General features: G+C 64.0%; 22 protein-coding genes and 1 pseudogene. 9 read left to right on the top strand and 14 right to left on the bottom strand.

The window, feature by feature from the left end:
* Window positions 1-2 precede the first annotated feature (2 nt).
* Genes cyoE through DFQ15_RS12090 form a run of 4 tightly spaced genes read right to left on the bottom strand, consistent with a single transcriptional unit; the run spans window position 3 to window position 3,639 of the window.
* Window positions 3-899: a heme o synthase gene (gene cyoE / locus DFQ15_RS12105; RefSeq protein ID WP_110466227.1), complete on the bottom strand. Its 897-nt coding sequence runs from the start codon at window positions 897-899 to the stop codon at window positions 3-5.
* The gene (locus DFQ15_RS12100; RefSeq protein ID WP_110466226.1) at window positions 896-2,095 is read right to left on the bottom strand and encodes a COX15/CtaA family protein; all 1,200 of its coding nucleotides are present in this window, start codon (window positions 2,093-2,095) and stop codon (window positions 896-898) included. Before DFQ15_RS12100 ends, cyoE begins: the two co-directional genes overlap by 4 nt.
* Before the next feature lie 28 nt (window positions 2,096-2,123).
* Window positions 2,124-2,858, bottom strand: a complete 735-nt coding sequence (locus DFQ15_RS12095) for a hypothetical protein (RefSeq protein WP_110466225.1) — start codon at window positions 2,856-2,858, stop codon at window positions 2,124-2,126.
* Window positions 2,800-3,639 (bottom strand): SURF1 family protein, encoded by an 840-nt coding sequence (locus DFQ15_RS12090; protein ID WP_110466224.1) that lies wholly within the window; start codon window positions 3,637-3,639, stop codon window positions 2,800-2,802. The genes DFQ15_RS12095 and DFQ15_RS12090 overlap by 59 nt, the downstream gene beginning before the upstream one ends.
* Window positions 3,640-3,654: 15 nt before the next feature.
* Between DFQ15_RS12090 and DFQ15_RS12085 the strand changes: the two genes are divergently transcribed.
* Window positions 3,655-3,876, top strand: a complete 222-nt coding sequence (locus DFQ15_RS12085; protein WP_110466270.1) for a twin transmembrane helix small protein — start codon at window positions 3,655-3,657, stop codon at window positions 3,874-3,876.
* Window positions 3,877-3,951: 75 nt separating this feature from the next.
* Here DFQ15_RS12085 and DFQ15_RS12080 read toward each other — a convergent pair whose 3' ends face one another.
* From DFQ15_RS12080 to DFQ15_RS12050, 8 genes are all read right to left on the bottom strand, one after another.
* Entirely contained in the window at window positions 3,952-4,833 is an 882-nt protein-coding gene (locus tag DFQ15_RS12080) for a cytochrome c oxidase subunit 3 (RefSeq protein WP_110466223.1), read from the bottom strand.
* Between the two features lie 72 nt (window positions 4,834-4,905).
* Complete coding sequence (locus DFQ15_RS12075) at window positions 4,906-5,100, bottom strand: DUF2970 domain-containing protein (RefSeq protein WP_055834910.1); 195 nt, start codon at window positions 5,098-5,100, stop codon at window positions 4,906-4,908.
* Complete coding sequence (locus DFQ15_RS12070) at window positions 5,100-5,726, bottom strand: cytochrome c oxidase assembly protein (protein ID WP_110466222.1); 627 nt, start codon at window positions 5,724-5,726, stop codon at window positions 5,100-5,102. Before DFQ15_RS12070 ends, DFQ15_RS12075 begins: the two co-directional genes overlap by 1 nt.
* 15 nt (window positions 5,727-5,741) lie before the next feature.
* Entirely contained in the window at window positions 5,742-5,855 is a 114-nt protein-coding gene (locus tag DFQ15_RS17870) for a cytochrome oxidase small assembly protein (protein ID WP_233504460.1), read from the bottom strand.
* Between the two features lie 28 nt (window positions 5,856-5,883).
* The gene (ctaD, locus tag DFQ15_RS12065) at window positions 5,884-7,515 is read right to left on the bottom strand and encodes a cytochrome c oxidase subunit I (protein ID WP_110466221.1); all 1,632 of its coding nucleotides are present in this window, start codon (window positions 7,513-7,515) and stop codon (window positions 5,884-5,886) included.
* A 33-nt stretch (window positions 7,516-7,548) separates the two neighbouring features.
* Entirely contained in the window at window positions 7,549-8,718 is a 1,170-nt protein-coding gene (coxB, locus tag DFQ15_RS12060; protein ID WP_110466269.1) for a cytochrome c oxidase subunit II, read from the bottom strand.
* Window positions 8,719-8,800: 82 nt separating this feature from the next.
* A complete protein-coding gene (locus DFQ15_RS12055) occupies window positions 8,801-9,277 on the bottom strand; it encodes a DUF2244 domain-containing protein (RefSeq protein ID WP_110466220.1) in 477 nt (158 codons plus the stop codon).
* 145 nt (window positions 9,278-9,422) lie between these two features.
* Complete coding sequence (locus tag DFQ15_RS12050; RefSeq protein ID WP_110466219.1) at window positions 9,423-10,373, bottom strand: class I SAM-dependent methyltransferase; 951 nt, start codon at window positions 10,371-10,373, stop codon at window positions 9,423-9,425.
* A gap of 86 nt (window positions 10,374-10,459) precedes the next feature.
* On the opposite strand from DFQ15_RS12050, the gene DFQ15_RS12045 reads away from it, so the two are divergent.
* Together DFQ15_RS12045 and DFQ15_RS12040 are read left to right on the top strand one after the other, a co-directional pair.
* On the top strand, window positions 10,460-11,167 hold the full coding sequence (locus DFQ15_RS12045) for a ComF family protein (protein WP_110466218.1): 708 nt from the start codon (window positions 10,460-10,462) through the stop codon (window positions 11,165-11,167).
* Between the two features lie 43 nt (window positions 11,168-11,210).
* Window positions 11,211-11,690: a tRNA (cytidine(34)-2'-O)-methyltransferase gene (locus DFQ15_RS12040; RefSeq protein ID WP_110466217.1), complete on the top strand. Its 480-nt coding sequence runs from the start codon at window positions 11,211-11,213 to the stop codon at window positions 11,688-11,690.
* Between the two features lie 343 nt (window positions 11,691-12,033).
* On the opposite strand, the pseudogene DFQ15_RS17865 reads toward DFQ15_RS12040, so the two are convergent.
* Window positions 12,034-12,265 (bottom strand): annotated as a pseudogene (locus DFQ15_RS17865) (IS5/IS1182 family transposase); the annotation flags it as partial.
* 372 nt (window positions 12,266-12,637) lie between these two features.
* Between DFQ15_RS17865 and DFQ15_RS17165 the strand changes: the two are divergent.
* The 6 genes from DFQ15_RS17165 to DFQ15_RS18275 all read left to right on the top strand — a co-directional run bounded on the left by DFQ15_RS17165 (window position 12,638) and on the right by DFQ15_RS18275 (window position 15,606).
* Window positions 12,638-13,063: a hypothetical protein gene (locus DFQ15_RS17165; RefSeq protein WP_146228738.1), complete on the top strand. Its 426-nt coding sequence runs from the start codon at window positions 12,638-12,640 to the stop codon at window positions 13,061-13,063.
* Window positions 13,064-13,624: 561 nt separating this feature from the next.
* Window positions 13,625-14,344 carry an acyltransferase family protein gene (locus DFQ15_RS12035; RefSeq protein WP_110466216.1) on the top strand — a complete coding sequence of 240 codons (720 nt, stop codon included), beginning with the start codon at window positions 13,625-13,627 and terminating at the stop codon, window positions 14,342-14,344.
* Window positions 14,345-14,349: 5 nt separating this feature from the next.
* On the top strand, window positions 14,350-14,745 hold the full coding sequence (locus tag DFQ15_RS17160; RefSeq protein ID WP_146228737.1) for an acyltransferase family protein: 396 nt from the start codon (window positions 14,350-14,352) through the stop codon (window positions 14,743-14,745).
* Complete coding sequence (locus tag DFQ15_RS12030) at window positions 14,723-14,995, top strand: hypothetical protein (protein WP_146228736.1); 273 nt, start codon at window positions 14,723-14,725, stop codon at window positions 14,993-14,995. The genes DFQ15_RS17160 and DFQ15_RS12030 overlap by 23 nt, the downstream gene beginning before the upstream one ends.
* A gap of 59 nt (window positions 14,996-15,054) precedes the next feature.
* Window positions 15,055-15,279 (top strand): recombinase family protein, encoded by a 225-nt coding sequence (locus DFQ15_RS18280; RefSeq protein WP_445585689.1) that lies wholly within the window; start codon window positions 15,055-15,057, stop codon window positions 15,277-15,279.
* 24 nt (window positions 15,280-15,303) lie between these two features.
* On the top strand, window positions 15,304-15,606 hold the full coding sequence (locus DFQ15_RS18275; protein ID WP_445585690.1) for a hypothetical protein: 303 nt from the start codon (window positions 15,304-15,306) through the stop codon (window positions 15,604-15,606).
* A 252-nt stretch (window positions 15,607-15,858) separates the two neighbouring features.
* Here DFQ15_RS18275 and DFQ15_RS12020 read toward each other — a convergent pair whose 3' ends face one another.
* Window positions 15,859-16,290 carry a hypothetical protein gene (locus DFQ15_RS12020; RefSeq protein WP_233504453.1) on the bottom strand — a complete coding sequence of 144 codons (432 nt, stop codon included), beginning with the start codon at window positions 16,288-16,290 and terminating at the stop codon, window positions 15,859-15,861.
* Window positions 16,291-16,366: the final 76 nt, after the last annotated feature.

Raw genomic sequence — 16,366 nt, 5'->3', positions numbered from 1 at the left:
TCCTAGAGAACGTAGTGGTCCACCAGCAGCGCCGCGAACAGCAGGCTCAGGTGGATCAACGAGAAACGGAAAGTGCGCCGCGCCAGCGCGTCGGAGTAGGAGCGCCACAGTCGAAAGGCGTAGAGGCAGAAACCGGTGCTCAGCACCACCGCGGTCGCCAGGTAGATCCACGAACTCATGCCGTAGATGAAAGGCATCAGGCAGCCGGCGAACAGGATCAGCGTGTAGAGCAGCACCTGCAGCCGGGTGAACTCGTTGCCGTGGGTGACCGGCAGCATCGGCAGGCCCGACTTGCGGTAGTCCTCCACCCGGTAGAGCGCCAGCGCCCAGAAGTGCGGCGGGGTCCACAGGAAAATGATCAGGAACAGGATCAGCGCCTCGGGGCCGACGTCGCCGGTCATGGCCGACCAGCCCAGCACCGGCGGCATCGCGCCCGAGGCGCCGCCGATCACGATGTTCTGCGGCGTCAGCGGCTTCAGGATCACGGTGTAGACCACCGCGTAGCCGACGAAGGTGGCGAAGGTGAGCCACATCGTCAGCGGGTTGACGTAGTGGTAGAGCAGCAGCGAGCCGGCGATGCAGAGCACCGCCGAGAAACCCAGCGCCTGCCGGTCCGACAGTTCCCCCCGCGCGGTGGCGCGCCAGGCGGTGCGGCGCATCTTGGCGTCGATGCCCTTCTCGACCAGGCAGTTGAACGCCGCGGCCGCGCCCGCCACCAGCCAGATGCCGGCGCAGGCCACCAGCGCCAGCCGCACCTCGGCCCAGGTGGGCAGGCCGGGAACGGCCAGCACCATGCCGATCAGGGCGCAGAAGACGATCAGCTGCACCACCCGGGGCTTGGTCAGCGCGTAGAACTGCTGGAACCGCGAAGACGGCAGGGCGGAAGAAACGACGGTCATGCAGAGAATCCGGAAACGCCGGGATCGGCGGGGCGCGCACCGGCGCTGCCCGGAACAGGGGCGGTGGCACGCCGGGCGGCGCGGCTGTCGCACAGCGCCCAGGTGAGGGCCACGACCAGTGCGGCGGCGCCCCCCGTGTGCGACACCGCGGCCACCAGCGGCCAGTCCAGCACCACGTCGGAGAGGCCGGTCGCGAACTGCCACAGCGCCAGACCGGCGAGCCAGCGGGCGGCCGCGGCCATGCCCGCGACGCGCCACAGCCGCCAGGCCAGCAGGCCGAGCGCGGCGAAGACGACATAGGCGAAGAGGCGGTGGACGTAATGGATCGCGGTCAGTGCGGCGAAGCTGATGTTGCCGCCGTCCCGCAGCAGTCCCAGCGGCCGCCAGAGCTGGAAGCCCTGGGCGAAGTCCATCGCCGGCCACCAGCTGTCCTGGCAGGTGGGGAACTGGGCGCAGGCCAGCACCGCGTAGTTGGTGCTGACCCAGCCGCCCAGCAGGATCTGCAGGGCCACCAGCCCCAGCACCACCGCCATGCCGCGCCACAGCGCGGGCCGCAGCCGCACCACCGGCCGGCCGGCGGCCTGCGCGTGGCGCACCGCCTGCACGCAGAGCAGCGCCAGCAGCACGATGCCGCCCGCCAGGTGCATCACCACGATCGCGGGGAACAGCTTCATCGTCACCGTGAGCGCCCCGAAGGCCCCCTGCAGGCAGACCCAGAGCAGCGTGGCGGTCGGCCACCACGGATGCACCGCCAGGCCGCCCTGCCCTGCGCGCCGGGCCCGCCGTGCCAGCCACCCGCTGGCGATGGTCGAGACCAGGATCAGCCCGCCGACACCGGTGGCCAGGTAGCGGTGGACCATCTCCACCCAGGCCTTGCCGTGGGTCACCGGGCCGGTGGGCATCGCGTCCTGGGCGGCGGCGATCTGGCTGCGGGCGCCGACCGGGCTCGCGTGGCCGTAGCAGCCGGGCCAGTCGGGGCAGCCCAGGCCCGAGTCGGTCAGCCGGGTGAAGGCCCCGAACAGCACCAGGTCGAAGGTCAGGAAGAGCGTGAGGACGGTGAGCGCCTGCAGCCGGCGCGCGCCGGAAGCATGGCGGTTGCGCAGCCACAGCCAGCCCAGCGGCACGCAGGCGATCAGCAGCCCGCCCAGCAGCAATTGCAGCGCGGGGGACAGGTCGTAGAGCGAGTGGTGGTCCATGGCGGAAATCGTCGGGGCGCGGCGGGCCCTAGCGGCCCGGTTCGTCCCAGGAAGCGGCGGCGCGCAGCAGGCGCTCGATGTCGCGCTTGGCCTTGGCGGCACCGGCGGTGTCCATCGCCGCCGGGAAGCGCATCATCCAGCGGCCCATCGGGTCGACCATGTAGAGGTGTTCGGGCAATGCTTGCCCGGCCGCGGGCGCCAGCCAGGCCGACAACGCGGCCTGCGGCACCCGCAGCACGGTGGCCCGGGCCTGGCCGACGGTCCGGGCCAGGGGCGCGGGCACCGGGGCGTCGTCGGACACCAGCCAGACCCAGTCGAGCCGGTCCTTCTCGCGGCCCAGGCTCTCGCGCAACTGGCGCTGCAGGTACAGGTGCCGCTCGCACTGCGCGTCGCAGGCGCCGCCCGCCACGCTGACCAGCAGCCACTGGCCCTTGAGGGCGGCCAGGCTGCGGACGGTGCCGTCGAGCGCGGTGGCCGGCACGTCGGGCAGCGGCGGCTGTTGCGCGATCGGCTCTCCGTAGTTGCGACGGCCTTCGGGACGGACGACGTAGTAGGTGAAGTACGAGGCGATCACCGGTGCCGCGCAGACCAGCATCACCGCCAGCATCTTCCAGCGGCCGTGCACCGTGCGCTGCTGCGCTCCGGCCTCGGCGGGCCGGGGCATGTCGTGGACCGTCAGCACCAGGGGCCGGTCGCCGTCCGGCTCAGGAGCGGGTGCGCCGGCGCGGGGAAACGAAGCGTCGGACAAGTTGGTACCAGACATAAAGGGTTGCGATGAGGGCGGCCAGCCCGAACCATTGAAACGCGTAGCCGTAGTGTTTTTCGACACCGCTGGCGATCTCGGGCCAGCGCCGTTGCAGACCCTCGCCAGGCGCGCCGGTCTGGAGCACCGACAGCGAGACGAGCGGCACACCGGTCTCGTGCCGGTAGTCCGCGAGGTCCAGATTTTGCCGGATGCGGGAAGACCCCTGGCCGGGGTCGCCGCCCGCGAAGGAAAACAGCTTCGACGGCGCCTCGGCGATGCGCCCCTCGATCTCCACCGGGCCGGTGGGCGTCTCCACCGGCGGCAGCCGGGTCCGGTCCTGGAAGTTGCGCGGTACCCAGCCGCGTTGCACCAGCACCGCCACGCCCGGATCGATCTGCAGCGGCGTCACGACGAAGAAGCCGGGCCGGCCGTCCATCTGGCGGTTGTCGAGGTAGACGGTGTGCTGCGGCAGCCAGGTGCCGCGCAGCGCGATGCGGCGGTACACCAGCGCCTCGCGCGCGGCCGCGCCGGCCGTGTCGGCTGAAGGTGCCGGTGATGCAGCCGGCGGCACAGCAGCTGCCGCGGGCACGGTTCGCTCCGGCGGCGGCAGGGCCGCCAGGCTGCGCCCGTCGAGCATCGGCTCGGCGCGCCGCCGGGCGATCGCGTCGTGGATCGCCTCCTTCTGCGCCGCGCGCGACAGCTGCCAGTTGCCGAGCGACACGGTGACGGCGACGCCCGCCACCGCCGCCACGGTGGCCAGCACGAAACGCCGGCCGAGGGGATGCAACGCGGCGCTCACAGGATAATGCGGGTCATGAAAACCATCGTCCTGCTCGCGTTCGTCGGCATCCTCGGCAGCCTGGGCACGGCGCTGTTCTTCATGATGCGCGACGGCCGCAACGGCAAGGCGAAGACGAGCAACATGGCCCGCGCACTGGCGCTGCGGGTCGGCCTGTCGATCCTGCTGTTCGTCTGCATCCTGGTGGCGTGGAAGCTGGGCTACGTGCGCGCCACCGGCCTGCCGGTGGCGCGCTGAGCGGCACCCGGGCCGGGCAGATGCAAAAAGGCGCCTCGCGGCGCCTTTTTGCTGCGTGCCGGCAAGACGGCCGGATCACAGCCAGTAGACCAGCACGTAGAGGCCGAGCCACACCACGTCGACGAAGTGCCAGTACCAGGCCGCCCCTTCGAAGCCGAAATGCCGCTCCGCGGTGAAGTGGCCCTTCTGCAGCCGCAGCGTGGTGAAGAACAGCATCAGCATGCCGATGAACACGTGGAAGCCGTGGAAACCGGTCAGCATGTAGAACGTGGAGCCGTACACGCCCGAGGTGAGCTTGAGGTTCAACTCGGCGTACAGGTGGTGGTACTCGTAGCCCTGGACCACCAGGAACACGAAGCCCAGCACCACCGTCGCCCACATGAACGAGATGGTGCGGCCGCGGTGGTTCTCGCGCAGCGCGTGGTGGGCGATGGTCAGGGTCACGCCCGAGCTCAGGAGCAGCGCGGTGTTGATCGTCGGCAGCCAGAACGGGCCGACCGTCTGGAAGGGCTCGATGTGGCCGGCCGGCGCCGCGGTCACGCCTGCGGCCAGGCTGGGCCAGACGGCCTTGAAATCGGGCCAGAGCAGCGCGTTGTCCAGGCTGCCGAGAGCCGGCACCGAATGGGCGCGGGCCCACCAGAGCGCGGTGAAGAAGGCGCCGAAGAACATCACCTCCGAGAAGATGAACCAGGCCATGCTCCAGCGGTAGGACAGATCGATCTTGTAGCCGTAGAGCCCGCCCTCGCTTTCGCGGATCGAGTCGCGGAACCACTGGAACAGCACCGTCAGCCACCAGACCATGCCGACCGCGAGCGAGTACATGCCCCAGGTATGGCCGTTGACCCACTGGCCCGCACCCAGGATCACGAAGAACAGGCCGGCCGCCGCCATCGCCGGATGGCGCGATTCGGCGGGCACGAAGTAGTACGGTGTCGCGCTGGTGTGGGTCGAACTCATGGCTTCTCCTGAATCTCTCTCTTCTGGAATTTCTCGTGTCTGCGGTGCCGGATGCGGAGCGGGGGCGGGGGGCTAGACGATCCAGTGGACCAGGGCCGCCAGCGCCAATACGAACAGGAAGACGGCCACCAGGCCGACGACCATCACATGGACCGGGTTGAGCCGGGCGTCCTGCTCCAGCCCGCTGCCGCGGCGCAGGCCCAGGAACGACCAGGCCACCGCCCGCACGGTGCGCAGCAGGGAACCGCGCGGCTGCGGTGCGGCCATCACGATCCCACTCCCGACGGCAGGTGGGCGGCCGCATCGGCGGTGGGGGTGGACGCCGGCGCGGGCGGCGTCTTGCCGCCGACCTCGAAGAAGGTGTACGAGAGCGTGATCGTGGTCACGTCCTTCGACAGCTTGGGATCGATCACGAAGGCCACCGGCCACTGCTTCTTCTCGCCCGCATCCATCGTGTACTGGGTGAAGCAGAAGCATTCGAGCTTGTTGAAATACGGCGCGGCCTCGCGCGGCGCATAGCTGGGGATCGCCTGGGCGGCCATGCGGCGGTTCTGCGTGTTCTGGAAGTCGTACATCACCGTGGCCAGCTCGCCCGGATGCACCTGCATCGACCGCACCGCCGGCTGGAAATCCCAGAGTCCGCGGGCGTTGGAATCGAACTCGACGGTGATCGTGCGGCTGCGGTCGATCTGCGAATTGGCGGGCAGCTTCACGTCCCGGCCGGCGGTGCCGTTGCCCGGCACCTGCCGCTCGGTGATCGCCAGCACGTTGATGCCGGTCATCTCGCAGATCGCGTTGTAGAGCGGCACCAGCGCGTAGCCGAAGGCGAACATGCCGAGCGTGACCACGCCCAGCTTGCCGACCATCTTCAGGTTTTCACGTCGCATGCGCATCGGCGGCCCGGTCTTTCAGCGCTGCGACAGCAGCGTCATCTTCACCATGAAGCCGATGAAGAACACCAGCGCGATCGACGCCAGGATCAGCGCGAGGCGGCGGTTGTTCTTCTTCTGTTCGGGCGTCATGGCGGGGGCTCGGCGAGGGGCGACGGGATCAGCCGATCACGCGGGTCGCGGTCGCGTCCAGCTTGGGCGGGGTCTCGAAGGTGTGGAACGGCGCCGGCGACGGTACTTCCCATTCCAGGCCTTCGGCGGCTTCCCACGGACGCTGCGGTGCGGGTTCGCCCTTGCCACGCATGCACGGCAGCACGATGAACAAAAAGAAGTAGACCTGGGCGAAGCCGAAGAAGAAGGCACCGACCGACGCCAGCGCGTTGAAGTCGGCGAACTGCATCGAGTAGTCGGCATAGCGGCGCGGCATGCCGGCCAGGCCCAGGAAGTGCATCGGGAAGAAAGTGACGTTGAACGAGATTAGCGACCACCAGAAATGCAGCTTGCCGCAGCCTTCGTTGTACATGACGCCGGTCCACTTGGGGATCCAGTAGTAGACGCCGGCGAACATCGCGAACAGCGAGCCGGCGACCAGTACGTAGTGGAAGTGGGCCACGACGTAGTAGGTGTCCTGCAGCTGGGTGTCGATCGGGGCCATCGCGAGGATCAGGCCGGTGAAGCCGCCCATGGTGAACACGAAGATGAAGCCCACCGCGAACAGCATCGGCGTCTCGAAGGTCATCGAGCCCTGCCACATCGTCGCGATCCAGTTGAAGATCTTGACCGCCGTCGGCACCGCGATCAGCATCGTCGCGTACATGAAGAACAGCTGGCCGGTCACCGGCATGCCGGTGGTGAACATGTGGTGCGCCCACACGATGAAGGACAGGATCGCGATGGAAGAGGTGGCGTACACCATCGACGCGTAGCCGAACAGCTTCTTGCGGGCGAAGGCCGGCACGATCTGGCTGATGATGCCGAAGGCCGGCAGGATCATGATGTAGACCTCGGGGTGGCCGAAGAACCAGAAGATGTGCTGGTACATCACCGGATCGCCGCCGCCGGCGGGGTTGAAGAAGCTGGTGCCGAAATGGCGGTCGGTCAGCGTCATGGTGATCGCGCCGGCCAGCACCGGCATCACCGCGATCAGCAGGTAGGCGGTGATCAGCCAGGTCCAGGCGAACATCGGCATCTTCATCAGCGTCATGCCGGGGGCGCGCATGTTGAGGATGGTCACGATGATGTTGATCGATCCCATGATCGACGAGGCGCCCAGGATGTGCATCGCGAAGATGCCGGCATCCATCGACGGGCCCATCTGCAGCGTCAGCGGCGCGTAGAGCGTCCAGCCGGCCGCCGGCGCGCCGCCGGGCATGAAGAACGAGCCGACCAGCATCAGCGCGGCGGGGATCATCAGCCAGAAGCTGAAGTTGTTCATCCGGGCGAAGGCCATGTCGGACGCGCCGATCTGCAGCGGGATCATCCAATTCGCGAAGCCGACGAAGGCCGGCATGATCGCGCCGAACACCATGATCAGCCCGTGCATCGTGGTGAGTTGGTTGAACAGCTCGGGGTTCACCAGCTGCAGGCCCGGCTGGAACAGCTCGGCGCGGATGCCGAGGGCCAGCACGCCGCCCACCATCAGCATGGTGAAGCTGAACAGCAGGTAGAGCGTGCCGATGTCCTTGTGGTTGGTCGCGAACACCCATCGGCGCCAGCCGGTCGGCGCGTGGTGGTGCTCGTCGTGGGAGTGGTCGTCGTGTCCGTGGCCTTGGGGGTCGAGAACTGCACTCATCTTGCATTCCTTTGGAACCTGTCCGCTTGCGGTTTACTTGCTGCGCTCGGCCAGCACTTCGGACGGCTGGACGAGTTGCCCGGTCTTGTTGGACCAGTTGTTCTTGGTGTAGGTCGCCACCGCCGCGATGTCGGTGTCGGAGAGCTGCTTCCACGACGGCATGCCCTTGTCCATCCGGCCCTTCAGGAGCACGTCGATCTGCTCGTTGTGGTTCTCGGCCAGGACCACCGGAGAGCCGTCGAGCGGCTTGATCGAACCGACGCCCTTGCCGTTGGCCTGGTGGCAGGCGGCGCAGTTGGCCGCGTAGACCTTCTCGCCGCGCTTGGCCAGGTCGGGCAGCGCCCAGACCTTGGTAGGGTCGTCGAGCTTGGCGGCGACCTTCTTGCGCTCGCCGTCGACCCACCGGGTGTAGTCCTCGGCCGAGACCACCTTGACGTGGATCGGCATGTAGGCGTGCTCCTTGCCGCAGAGTTCCTGGCACTGGCCGTAGAAATCGCCGGTCTTCTCGGCGCGGAACCAGGTGTCGCGCACGAAGCCGGGGATCGCGTCCTGCTTGATGCCGAAGGCGGGCACCGCGAAGGCGTGGATCACGTCGTTGGCGGTGGTGATGATGCGGATCTTCTTGTCGACCGGCACGACCAGCGGGTTGTCGACCTCCAGCAGGTAGTTGTCGGGAATGGTGCCCTTGGCACCTTCGTTGGACATGACCCGGTGCTCGTTGAGCAAGGTCGAGACGAAGCTCAGGCCCTGGCCTTCGCCGGTGATGTAGTCGTAGCCCCACTTCCACTGGTAGCCGGTGGTCTTGATGGTGAGGTCGGCGTTGGTGGTGTCCTTCTGGGCGACCAGCACCTTGGTGGCGGGCAGCGCCATCAGCACCACGATGACGAAGGGCACGATGGTCCAGACGACCTCGACCGTGACCGATTCGTGGAAGTTGGCCGGCTTGTAGCCTTTCGACTTGCGATGCTTCCAGATCGAATAGAACATGACCGCGAAGACGGCCACGAAGATGGCGGTACATATCGCCAGCATCATGGTATGCAGGAAATACTGCTCTTCGGCGATCCTGGTGGCGGGGGCCTGCAGGTTCAGCTGGCGGACGGAGGGGCCGCCGGGCAGGTCGTTGGCCGCATGAGCGAGCGATCCGATGCCGGCAGCCGCCATGAGCGACACGTGGGCGAGCTTATTGAAAATACGCTTCATCGTCTTCATTCGTTAATTGCCTCCAAACCACGCTTCCGACGCAAGCCTGCCATGCACGCCACCCGTGCCGACCGGACCGTCCTCAGGTCGTCCGCAATGCCATCCGGATCTCGCTCGCCAGCGCGGGCCGCAGTTCGGGCCGCACGAAGCGCCCGACCTCCATCGACCGCCCCTGCGCCGAAAGCTCGATCAAGGATCGGTCGCCCACCTTCGGCTCCACCCGGACCCAGTCCCGCCTGAATTCCGTCCGCTCCAGCCGCCCGGCCGTCTCGCGCTCGACGACCAGCGAAGTACCCTGCAGCACGATCCGCTCGCCGTCGGTGGCGTGCCGGGCGTAGGCGAGAAAGGCCACGCCGACCGCCAGCAGTTCCAGCCAGGCGAACGGCATCACCATCTTCGCGCCCTGCCACCAGAACAGGGCGCCGATGCCGAGCGACACGGTGCAGAGCGACGCGTACATCCAGCCGAGCTGGGCAGGCGTCACCGAGCAGTTGCGCTTCAGGAACCAGTGAAAGTTCTGGCCCGAAACCGTGGCGAAACGATAGGCGGCATTCGACATCGTCCATTCACCAAAACCAGGGGTGTTGAACGCCCATCCGCCGGCCCGCTGCGGGCCGGCGGCATGCGCTGAAAACCCAGCGTTGCAGGGGAGGATTCCCGAAATCCCGATAACCCCTCATTCTAACGCGGGTGGGGGGTGGGAATTACCCTGCCCCGGCCGTGCCGGAGGGGCCCGCGCGCGCGCCGCGCGGCCGCTGGAGCATGCTGCGCATGTCCTGCAGCGACACCGCGCTTTCGGCTGCCAGCTTGAGCCTGGGCACCGGCTTCAAGGCATGGCCGTAGACGATCTCGAAGGTGATCGACAGCCGCCCTTCCCCGCCGGCCGGCACCAGCCGCTCCTGCAGCGCCGCCAGCAATCGCGTGCGGTAACCGCGGCCGCGCAGCGCCGGGAAACGCGCCGGGTGCAGATTGCGGCCGATCTCGCGCAGCTCCTGCAGCAGCCGCTCGGGCGTTTCGTAGGTGAGCACGGTGCGTTCCATGTCCATCACCGGCTCGGCGAAGCCGGCGTGGACCAGCATGTCGCCCCAGTCGTGCATGTCGGTGAACTCGTGGCCGGCAGCGGGCCAGCCGAGCCGGGCGTACAGGCCCCGCAGGTCGCGCAGCGTGTCGGGGCCCAGGCAGGAGAACATCAGGTAGCCGTCGACCGCCAGCGCCCGGTGCCACCGGGCGATCAGCGCCTGCGGATCGGCCGCGGTGTGCAGCGCCATGTTGGCCCAGAGCATGTCGACGCTGCCGGCCGCCAGCGCGTCGCCGCCTGTGGCGAAGGTGGTGGCCGGCCCGTGCCAGCGCTGCCACCAGGGGACTCGCAGCGCCGCTCGGGCGGCGGCGGTACGCGCCTCGGTCGCCTCGACCACGTCGCAGGCGGCGCCGGGGAAGCGCCGGGCCAGCAGCGCGTGCACCTCGCGCCCGCCGCGCAGCGGCTCCCAGTCGGCCCAGCGCCGCGTCTTCAGCGTGATCCACGCCAGCCGCGCTTCCATCCGCCGGCCGATCTCCTCGTGCAGCCAGGGCGATGCCGCCTCGGGCGGACGCCGGGCCCAGCGCTGGGCGGCGCGCGGGTCGATGGTGGGGGGACGGTCGTGGGAATCGAGGGGCATCGGGGGGGCGCGAACACCGCGCCGCAGGGGCGGCACCGGCGCGTGCCGGGAGCGGTAAGGCGGGGCCGCGGAAGTATATTGGCGCGATGTTCCGCGCGCTCGTGACCGGTGTGATGGCCCGTACCGCCGCCGCGGTACCGGCCCGCTGCGCCGTCTGCGGCGCCTGGCCGGCCCGGCCGGTCTGCGACCTGTGCGTGCAGCGCTTCGCACAGCCGGTGCCGCGCTGCCGCCGCTGCGCCCTGCCGGTGGCGTCCGGCGTCGAGACCTGCGGCGCCTGCCTGCGGGCGCCGCCGCCGCTCGACGCCTGCCATGTCGCCGTCTCCTACGGCTTCCCCTGGGCCGGCTGCATCACCCGCTTCAAATTCCAGGGCGAGACCGGCTGGGCGCCGTGGCTGGCGCTGCTGCTGCGCAGCACGCCTTGGGTGGAGCCGGCGCTGGAGGCGGCCGACCGGGTGCTGCCGATGCCGCTGTCGCCCCGGCGGCTGCAGGAGCGCGGCTACAACCAGGCGGCCCTGCTGGCCCGGCACCTGGCGCCCGAGCGCTTCGACGACCGGCTGCTGCTGCGCATCCGCCACACGCCGGCGCAGAGCGGCCTCGACCGCGCCGCCCGGCTGGCCAGCGTGCGCGGCGCCTTCGCCGTCGATCCGCTGCGCGCCGCCGACGTCGCCGGCCGGCGGGTGGTGCTGGTCGACGACGTGATGACCAGCGGCGCCTCGTTCCACGCCGCCGCCGCCGCGCTGCGGCTGGCCGGCGCGGCGCACGTCACCGCGCTGGCGGTGGCCCGCACCGACTGAGCGCCGAGCGCCGGCCGCTGGCCGCCACGCGACAATCGCCGGCATGTTCCACATCGTCCTCGTCTCGCCCGAAATCCCGCCGAACACCGGCAACGTGATCCGGCTGGCGGCCAACACCGGCTGCACCCTGCACCTGGTGGAGCCGCTGGGCTTCTCGATGGAGGACCGGCTTCTGCGCCGCGCCGGCCTGGACTACCACGAGTTCGCCGCGGTGCGGCGCCACGCCGACTGGCAGGCGCTGCTGGGCCGGGAGCGGCCGGCGCCCGACCGGATGTTCGCCCTGACCACCTACGGCACCCGCCCGGTCCACGACACCGGGTTCGCGGCCGGCGACTGGCTGGTCTTCGGCTCCGAGACCCGCGGCCTGCCGCCCGCGCTGCGCGAAGGTTTCGCGCCCGGGCAGCGGCTGCGGTTGCCGATGCGGGCCGGCCAGCGGAGCATGAACCTGTCGAACGCGGTGGCGGTGACGGTGTTCGAGGCCTGGCGGCAGTGCGGCTTCGCGGGCGCTGTGGCGCAGGCCTGACACGATGCTACTAAATCGATAGCTATTGGTCGGCGCCGTTCGCCGGCTGCAGCCACTTTCGGCTCAGAATTCCTGCAGCGCAGGCAGCCGCGTCGCGGCGCGTGCCGTGAAGAGGGGATACCGTTTCTCGTCTATGCAATCATCGGGGATGCGACAGCTATGCACTCCAGGGTTCGGAGACAACCTCGCTTTGTCGTGGCTTGGATAGCTGCAAGGGCAAGAGGGGCTCAATAGGATAGCCAGTTGAAGAGCGGCCAATTTGAATCGGTGCTCAGACTTTTTGGCCGGTGCTATCATGGCAGGTTAATTTGGGTAGGCCCTATTGGCCTGAAGAATTACATGGGGCTTCCTCCATCGCTAGGTCGCCGAGGGTAACCACTGCTACTGAAATGGATGCGCAACAATGCTTTGACGGGAAACGGCGCGCGGCCACCCCGGCCTTTGGGTAGGTAGGGCCACGAGCGACACGACGTCCGACCACGGCACCACGCGCCCAGTCTCGCCAAGGACTCGCGCTTGCGGGTGCGTTTGGTGGAGGTGCCCAAGCCGAGGGCTTGCTTGTTTCGTGCGCATATCGCCTAACTTAAAAAACGGCTCAAGCCGAACAGTGAAGACGAACTCGCAGCTTGTCGGATAACTGCAGACAGCGACTAGCCGTACCAGGCATCGCGCCCACCAACCATGTGATGGAAATTCAAAAACCCTCTATATAACTCATCGCAATATGCATTCTGTTGCTTTTTGAGTAAAAATGTGCGAACAGGTGTGGTGTATTATATTTTCTTTTACAAAAAAATAATTTTTCAACTTAGGAGAGAGATTTAAAAAACTTATTGTGCCTAATTTTGGCATTTACTTGTTTTGCAGCTAATGCTCAATACACAGAGCATTTGGCTCCATTGGGGTCTGCGGTAACAGTACTCGATAGAAATGCGAAAAATATGGGAGTGGCTGGATACAACAACTATCCCAGTGGGGTCATTCCATGGGGAATAGCACAATGGGGCATTGGCCAAGATATGGTGCCAGCTCCAGGGGCTGCGAGTGGATGGTCAATTGGAAATTCAGATGCTTCGGTGCGGTTTTATTCTCAGTACGGAAATTACACCAACGTCTATAATCTGGCTCAGTCGGGATGGAAATGCAATAACGAGATGGAGCTGTTTTTGCAGCCCAATGGTAATAACGGATTTACCGGCACTGCAAAGTTAAACCAAGTTGGCTCAATAAAAATAAGAGTAGGGGTGAATGTTCAATTTCTTGATGCCACCAGTCGGTGCGCTGGTGAAAATGGGCTGGACTCGGTTCAGCAAGTTGTCACTGCAATATTTAGTTCCGATGGCGGGCAACTGATATTTTTCAAATCAATTTAGGCAACACAAGATTTTCGAACCAAAGTCCTGATCCTGCATGGTGTCCAGAATATGAAAATGGACAGGGAAATTATTTCTGCCTAGATGACGATGTGCGAAACAGTGGTGGCGCGCTTATTAACACGGGAGATGTTTGGAATAACTTCGAGTTTCTGCCCCGAATTCTTGAAGCAATTACCAAAGGACATAAAAAACAAGGGATGAATGTTTGGCTAGATACTGATCCGTCACGGTGGTATTTCAGCGGCATATACATGGGTCAGATAATTCAAGGGAAGGCGGGGGGAGTTTCTAACTGGTATTCCCCAGGTGTATCAACCATGCAAGGTGGAAACTTTTGTGGCGGAGCAACGCGGGTGCAATTCGTTTGCAATCAAGGCCCTCCCTCTGGACCTGGCTGGGGGGCTTCAGGCACAACTTGCTATCATCGCGATACAGGTAAGAGCTGCTCCTGACTAAAACTTATTAGAATAATAGCGTGGATGGGGCAAATGTGCCTATCCGCGCTATTCATGCTCAAGGCTGAATGGGCATGCTATTGTAGATTGCAATTGGGCTTATATGGTAGATACAGTCGGTAAGGGATTTTCGGCAGCAGGAAGAAAGCTTGAATGGCTGCAGATACTCAGAGGTATTGCTGCCATATTGGTGCTGTATTTTCACATGGAACCGCACTGGAATGCGGTTCCCGCTCTCGCAAAAATTTCCAAAGCGATGCATTTTGGTTTTTTTGGGGTTGACTTGTTTTTTGTGCTAAGCGGATTTGTGGTATTTTCATCTGCTGAAAAATGTATTAATTACATTCAAATTAAAAATTTCTTAAAGCGAAGGGTTTTAAGAATTTATTTGGGTTATTGGCCTGTTCTGGCAATATTTGCAATATTTCCCGCAGTGCTTCATGGTTCAGTTGAGCGCACTACAAAACAGATTATCAAAAGCGTTTTGCTTTTATACCCTAATGGCGCTGATAACTGGCTGCCTACAGCGTGGTCCCTGACTTACGAATTATATTTCTACTTGTGCTTGGCAGCGATTTGTTTGCTTGCGGGTGCGCGCCGCCTTCAAATTTTATCATGGACTGGCGCTGCGGTAGTCCTATGGAATTCATATTGGCTTCTCTTTCAACCTGAGGTGATCAAGGTTGGAAAGCAGCCTTTGCATTTTGCTTTTTCAGCTTATGGGGTAGAGTTCATTGCTGGTGCAATAATTTCTGAAGTTTCTAAAAATTGGGGTCGCCGACTCCCGCCTAGTGAAATTTTTTACCGGCAGGAATTTCTTTAGCTTTAATGGCTTTTTCAATTGGTACTACATGGGGATATTTTGATCATATTGATTTCATGAGACTTGGTACGTTTGGTTTGGCTGCAATTGCCATTTTATTTTTGATGTTATACATCCAGTTTTCCAATATTGCTGCGCCAAAACGGCTGGCGGTTATCGGCGATGCATCTTTCAGCCTTTATTTAATTCATCCTTATTTGCTGGATAAAATGGGGAGAATTCGATATAAATATTTTAGTGAATCATCCGAATTAACATTGGTGCTATATTCTATGATATTTCCATTGTTAATAATCGCTTTTTCTATAATTTGGTTTAAGCTTATAGAAAAGCCATTGATGAGTTTCGCGCTAAAATCAAACAAGAATTATCCTATGCATGATTGGCCTACAAAAATATGAGAGAAATGATGCTTTGGCAGCCACACTACCGCCTGATTTATTGGACGATGAGCGTCTGATGTGGATGCTCGATCACGACTTAGCTCGGATGACCGAGGAAGAGAGTATCGAGCTGTCAGCGTGGATCGTTCGCACGGTTTGCTGCGAGCAGCGGGGCGAGCTGAATGACTTGGCAGTGAAGCCGCCTCAAATCTTGACGGAGGAAGAGCGCCGGCTTCTACGCATAGCGCGATGGCTGAATGAAGAATAATTCCAACCACGTCCAAGGTCGCGCGCATCTAGCTGCGCGTTAGTACCGACGAGCAAGACTTGACCAGGCAAGCCGCCATTGTAGAAAGCACCAGGGCCAACGGCTTTTACGTCGCCGACATCTACCGCGAGAAAGCCTCGGGCACTAGCGCAGATCGCGCCGAGTTGTTGTGCATGATCGGCGATCTGCAACCCGGTGAAGTCGTCGTGGCGGAGAAAATCGACCGCGTCGGCCGCTTGCCGCTGACCGAGGCCGAACGCCTAGTGGCGCCGATCCGCGCCTAGGGCGCGCGTCTGGCTGTTACTGGCGTGGTTGATCTAACCGACCTGTCCGCGGAGGCGCAGGGCGTGCCAAATGTGGTGCTGGAGTCAATACAGGATTTGCTTTTGAAACTGGCCTTGCAAATGGCGCGTGACGACTATGAGAATCGCCGCGAGCGTCAGCGGCAAGGCGTCGAGTTGGCGAGGAAAGCCGGTCGCTACACCGGCCGCAGAGTCAACACGGAGGTGCATGAGCGCATTGTGGCGCTGCGCACGGCGGGTCACAGCATTCCAGAGACGGCCAGTTGGCCGAATGCTGCGATAGCCAAGTCAAACGGGTATGAGCGCTGAACAAGGCGTTGGAATCCGAGTGATCGTCAATATTTCGCCCCAGGGGGCGAAATGAGCCGCACATCAGTTCGGCTGACATGCGCAGAGGCAGAGTTGTGGCATTGAGCAAACCGGGAGCCGTGTAAGTCTCCGAACGTCTCTGCCGCAATCAATTTCGGAGCAAGTTACAAATATATAACACAACACGTCGCAGCCGGCGCGATGGAAGAGACTTTTAAAGTCAGCCGAGTAATTGCCCGTTTCGGTCGACGCCTACTCGGCCGCCTCCAGTTCGCCCAGGCATTCCATGATCGCCGCCCGCTCCAGCGGATCGAGCTTGGCGAGCTTCTCTTGCCAGCGGGCCTTCTTACGCTTGATGCGCTCGCGCTCGCGGAAGTTGCTGCCGAGGTAGCGCATATCGTGCAGCTCGGCCGGCTCGGGGTAGTTCATCCAGAGCCGTTCGATAGCGATGCCGCCGCGCGTCATCTCGTCGAAGTCGATGGTTCTCCATGACGCCAAGGGAGAGCTGTCATAGATCGTTGAGCTGTAGCCCGACACCATCACCGCGCACGGCAGGCCGGCCAGCACGTCGAGCAGCCGCACGTTGTCGGCATCGTCGTATTCGTGGCGGTAGAGCTTGCCTCCGCGCCGGCTGTCCATCACGCAGGGCGGATCGACGTAGACGAACTCGGAGCCGGTGAGCAATTACGCCTGATCGCAGGCCGGCGCCCACGCCCTGCCGGTCGAAGCCCGCCGGCGCGATGCCGGCGGGCTTTTTCTC

This window comes from Xylophilus ampelinus, assembly GCF_003217575.1.
GTDB classification, from domain to species: domain Bacteria; phylum Pseudomonadota; class Gammaproteobacteria; order Burkholderiales; family Burkholderiaceae_C; genus Xylophilus; species Xylophilus ampelinus.
Note: the sequence above shows the minus strand (reverse complement) of the source record. Positions and strands in the feature narration are given on the sequence as shown.

Bases quoted from the DNA above. Each gene is read 5' to 3' on its own strand.
- cyoE (WP_110466227.1), bottom strand. From the start codon at position 899: ATGACCGTCGTTTCTTCCGCCCTGCCGTCTTCGCGGTTCCAGCAGTTC.
- DFQ15_RS12100 (WP_110466226.1), bottom strand. From the start codon at position 2,095: ATGGACCACCACTCGCTCTACGACCTGTCCCCCGCGCTGCAATTGCTG.
- DFQ15_RS12095 (WP_110466225.1), bottom strand. From the start codon at position 2,858: ATGTCTGGTACCAACTTGTCCGACGCTTCGTTTCCCCGCGCCGGCGCA.
- DFQ15_RS12085 (WP_110466270.1), top strand. From the start codon at position 3,655: ATGAAAACCATCGTCCTGCTCGCGTTCGTCGGCATCCTCGGCAGCCTG.
- DFQ15_RS12080 (WP_110466223.1), bottom strand. From the start codon at position 4,833: ATGAGTTCGACCCACACCAGCGCGACACCGTACTACTTCGTGCCCGCC.
- DFQ15_RS12075 (WP_055834910.1), bottom strand. From the start codon at position 5,100: ATGGCCGCACCGCAGCCGCGCGGTTCCCTGCTGCGCACCGTGCGGGCG.
- DFQ15_RS12070 (WP_110466222.1), bottom strand. From the start codon at position 5,726: ATGCGCATGCGACGTGAAAACCTGAAGATGGTCGGCAAGCTGGGCGTG.
- DFQ15_RS17870 (WP_233504460.1), bottom strand. From the start codon at position 5,855: ATGACGCCCGAACAGAAGAAGAACAACCGCCGCCTCGCGCTGATCCTG.
- ctaD (WP_110466221.1), bottom strand. From the start codon at position 7,515: ATGAGTGCAGTTCTCGACCCCCAAGGCCACGGACACGACGACCACTCC.
- coxB (WP_110466269.1), bottom strand. From the start codon at position 8,718: ATGAAGCGTATTTTCAATAAGCTCGCCCACGTGTCGCTCATGGCGGCT.
- DFQ15_RS12055 (WP_110466220.1), bottom strand. From the start codon at position 9,277: ATGTCGAATGCCGCCTATCGTTTCGCCACGGTTTCGGGCCAGAACTTT.
- DFQ15_RS12050 (WP_110466219.1), bottom strand. From the start codon at position 10,373: ATGCCCCTCGATTCCCACGACCGTCCCCCCACCATCGACCCGCGCGCC.
- DFQ15_RS12045 (WP_110466218.1), top strand. From the start codon at position 10,460: ATGTTCCGCGCGCTCGTGACCGGTGTGATGGCCCGTACCGCCGCCGCG.
- DFQ15_RS12040 (WP_110466217.1), top strand. From the start codon at position 11,211: ATGTTCCACATCGTCCTCGTCTCGCCCGAAATCCCGCCGAACACCGGC.
- DFQ15_RS12035 (WP_110466216.1), top strand. From the start codon at position 13,625: ATGGTAGATACAGTCGGTAAGGGATTTTCGGCAGCAGGAAGAAAGCTT.
- DFQ15_RS17160 (WP_146228737.1), top strand. From the start codon at position 14,350: ATGGCTTTTTCAATTGGTACTACATGGGGATATTTTGATCATATTGAT.
- DFQ15_RS12030 (WP_146228736.1), top strand. From the start codon at position 14,723: ATGATTGGCCTACAAAAATATGAGAGAAATGATGCTTTGGCAGCCACA.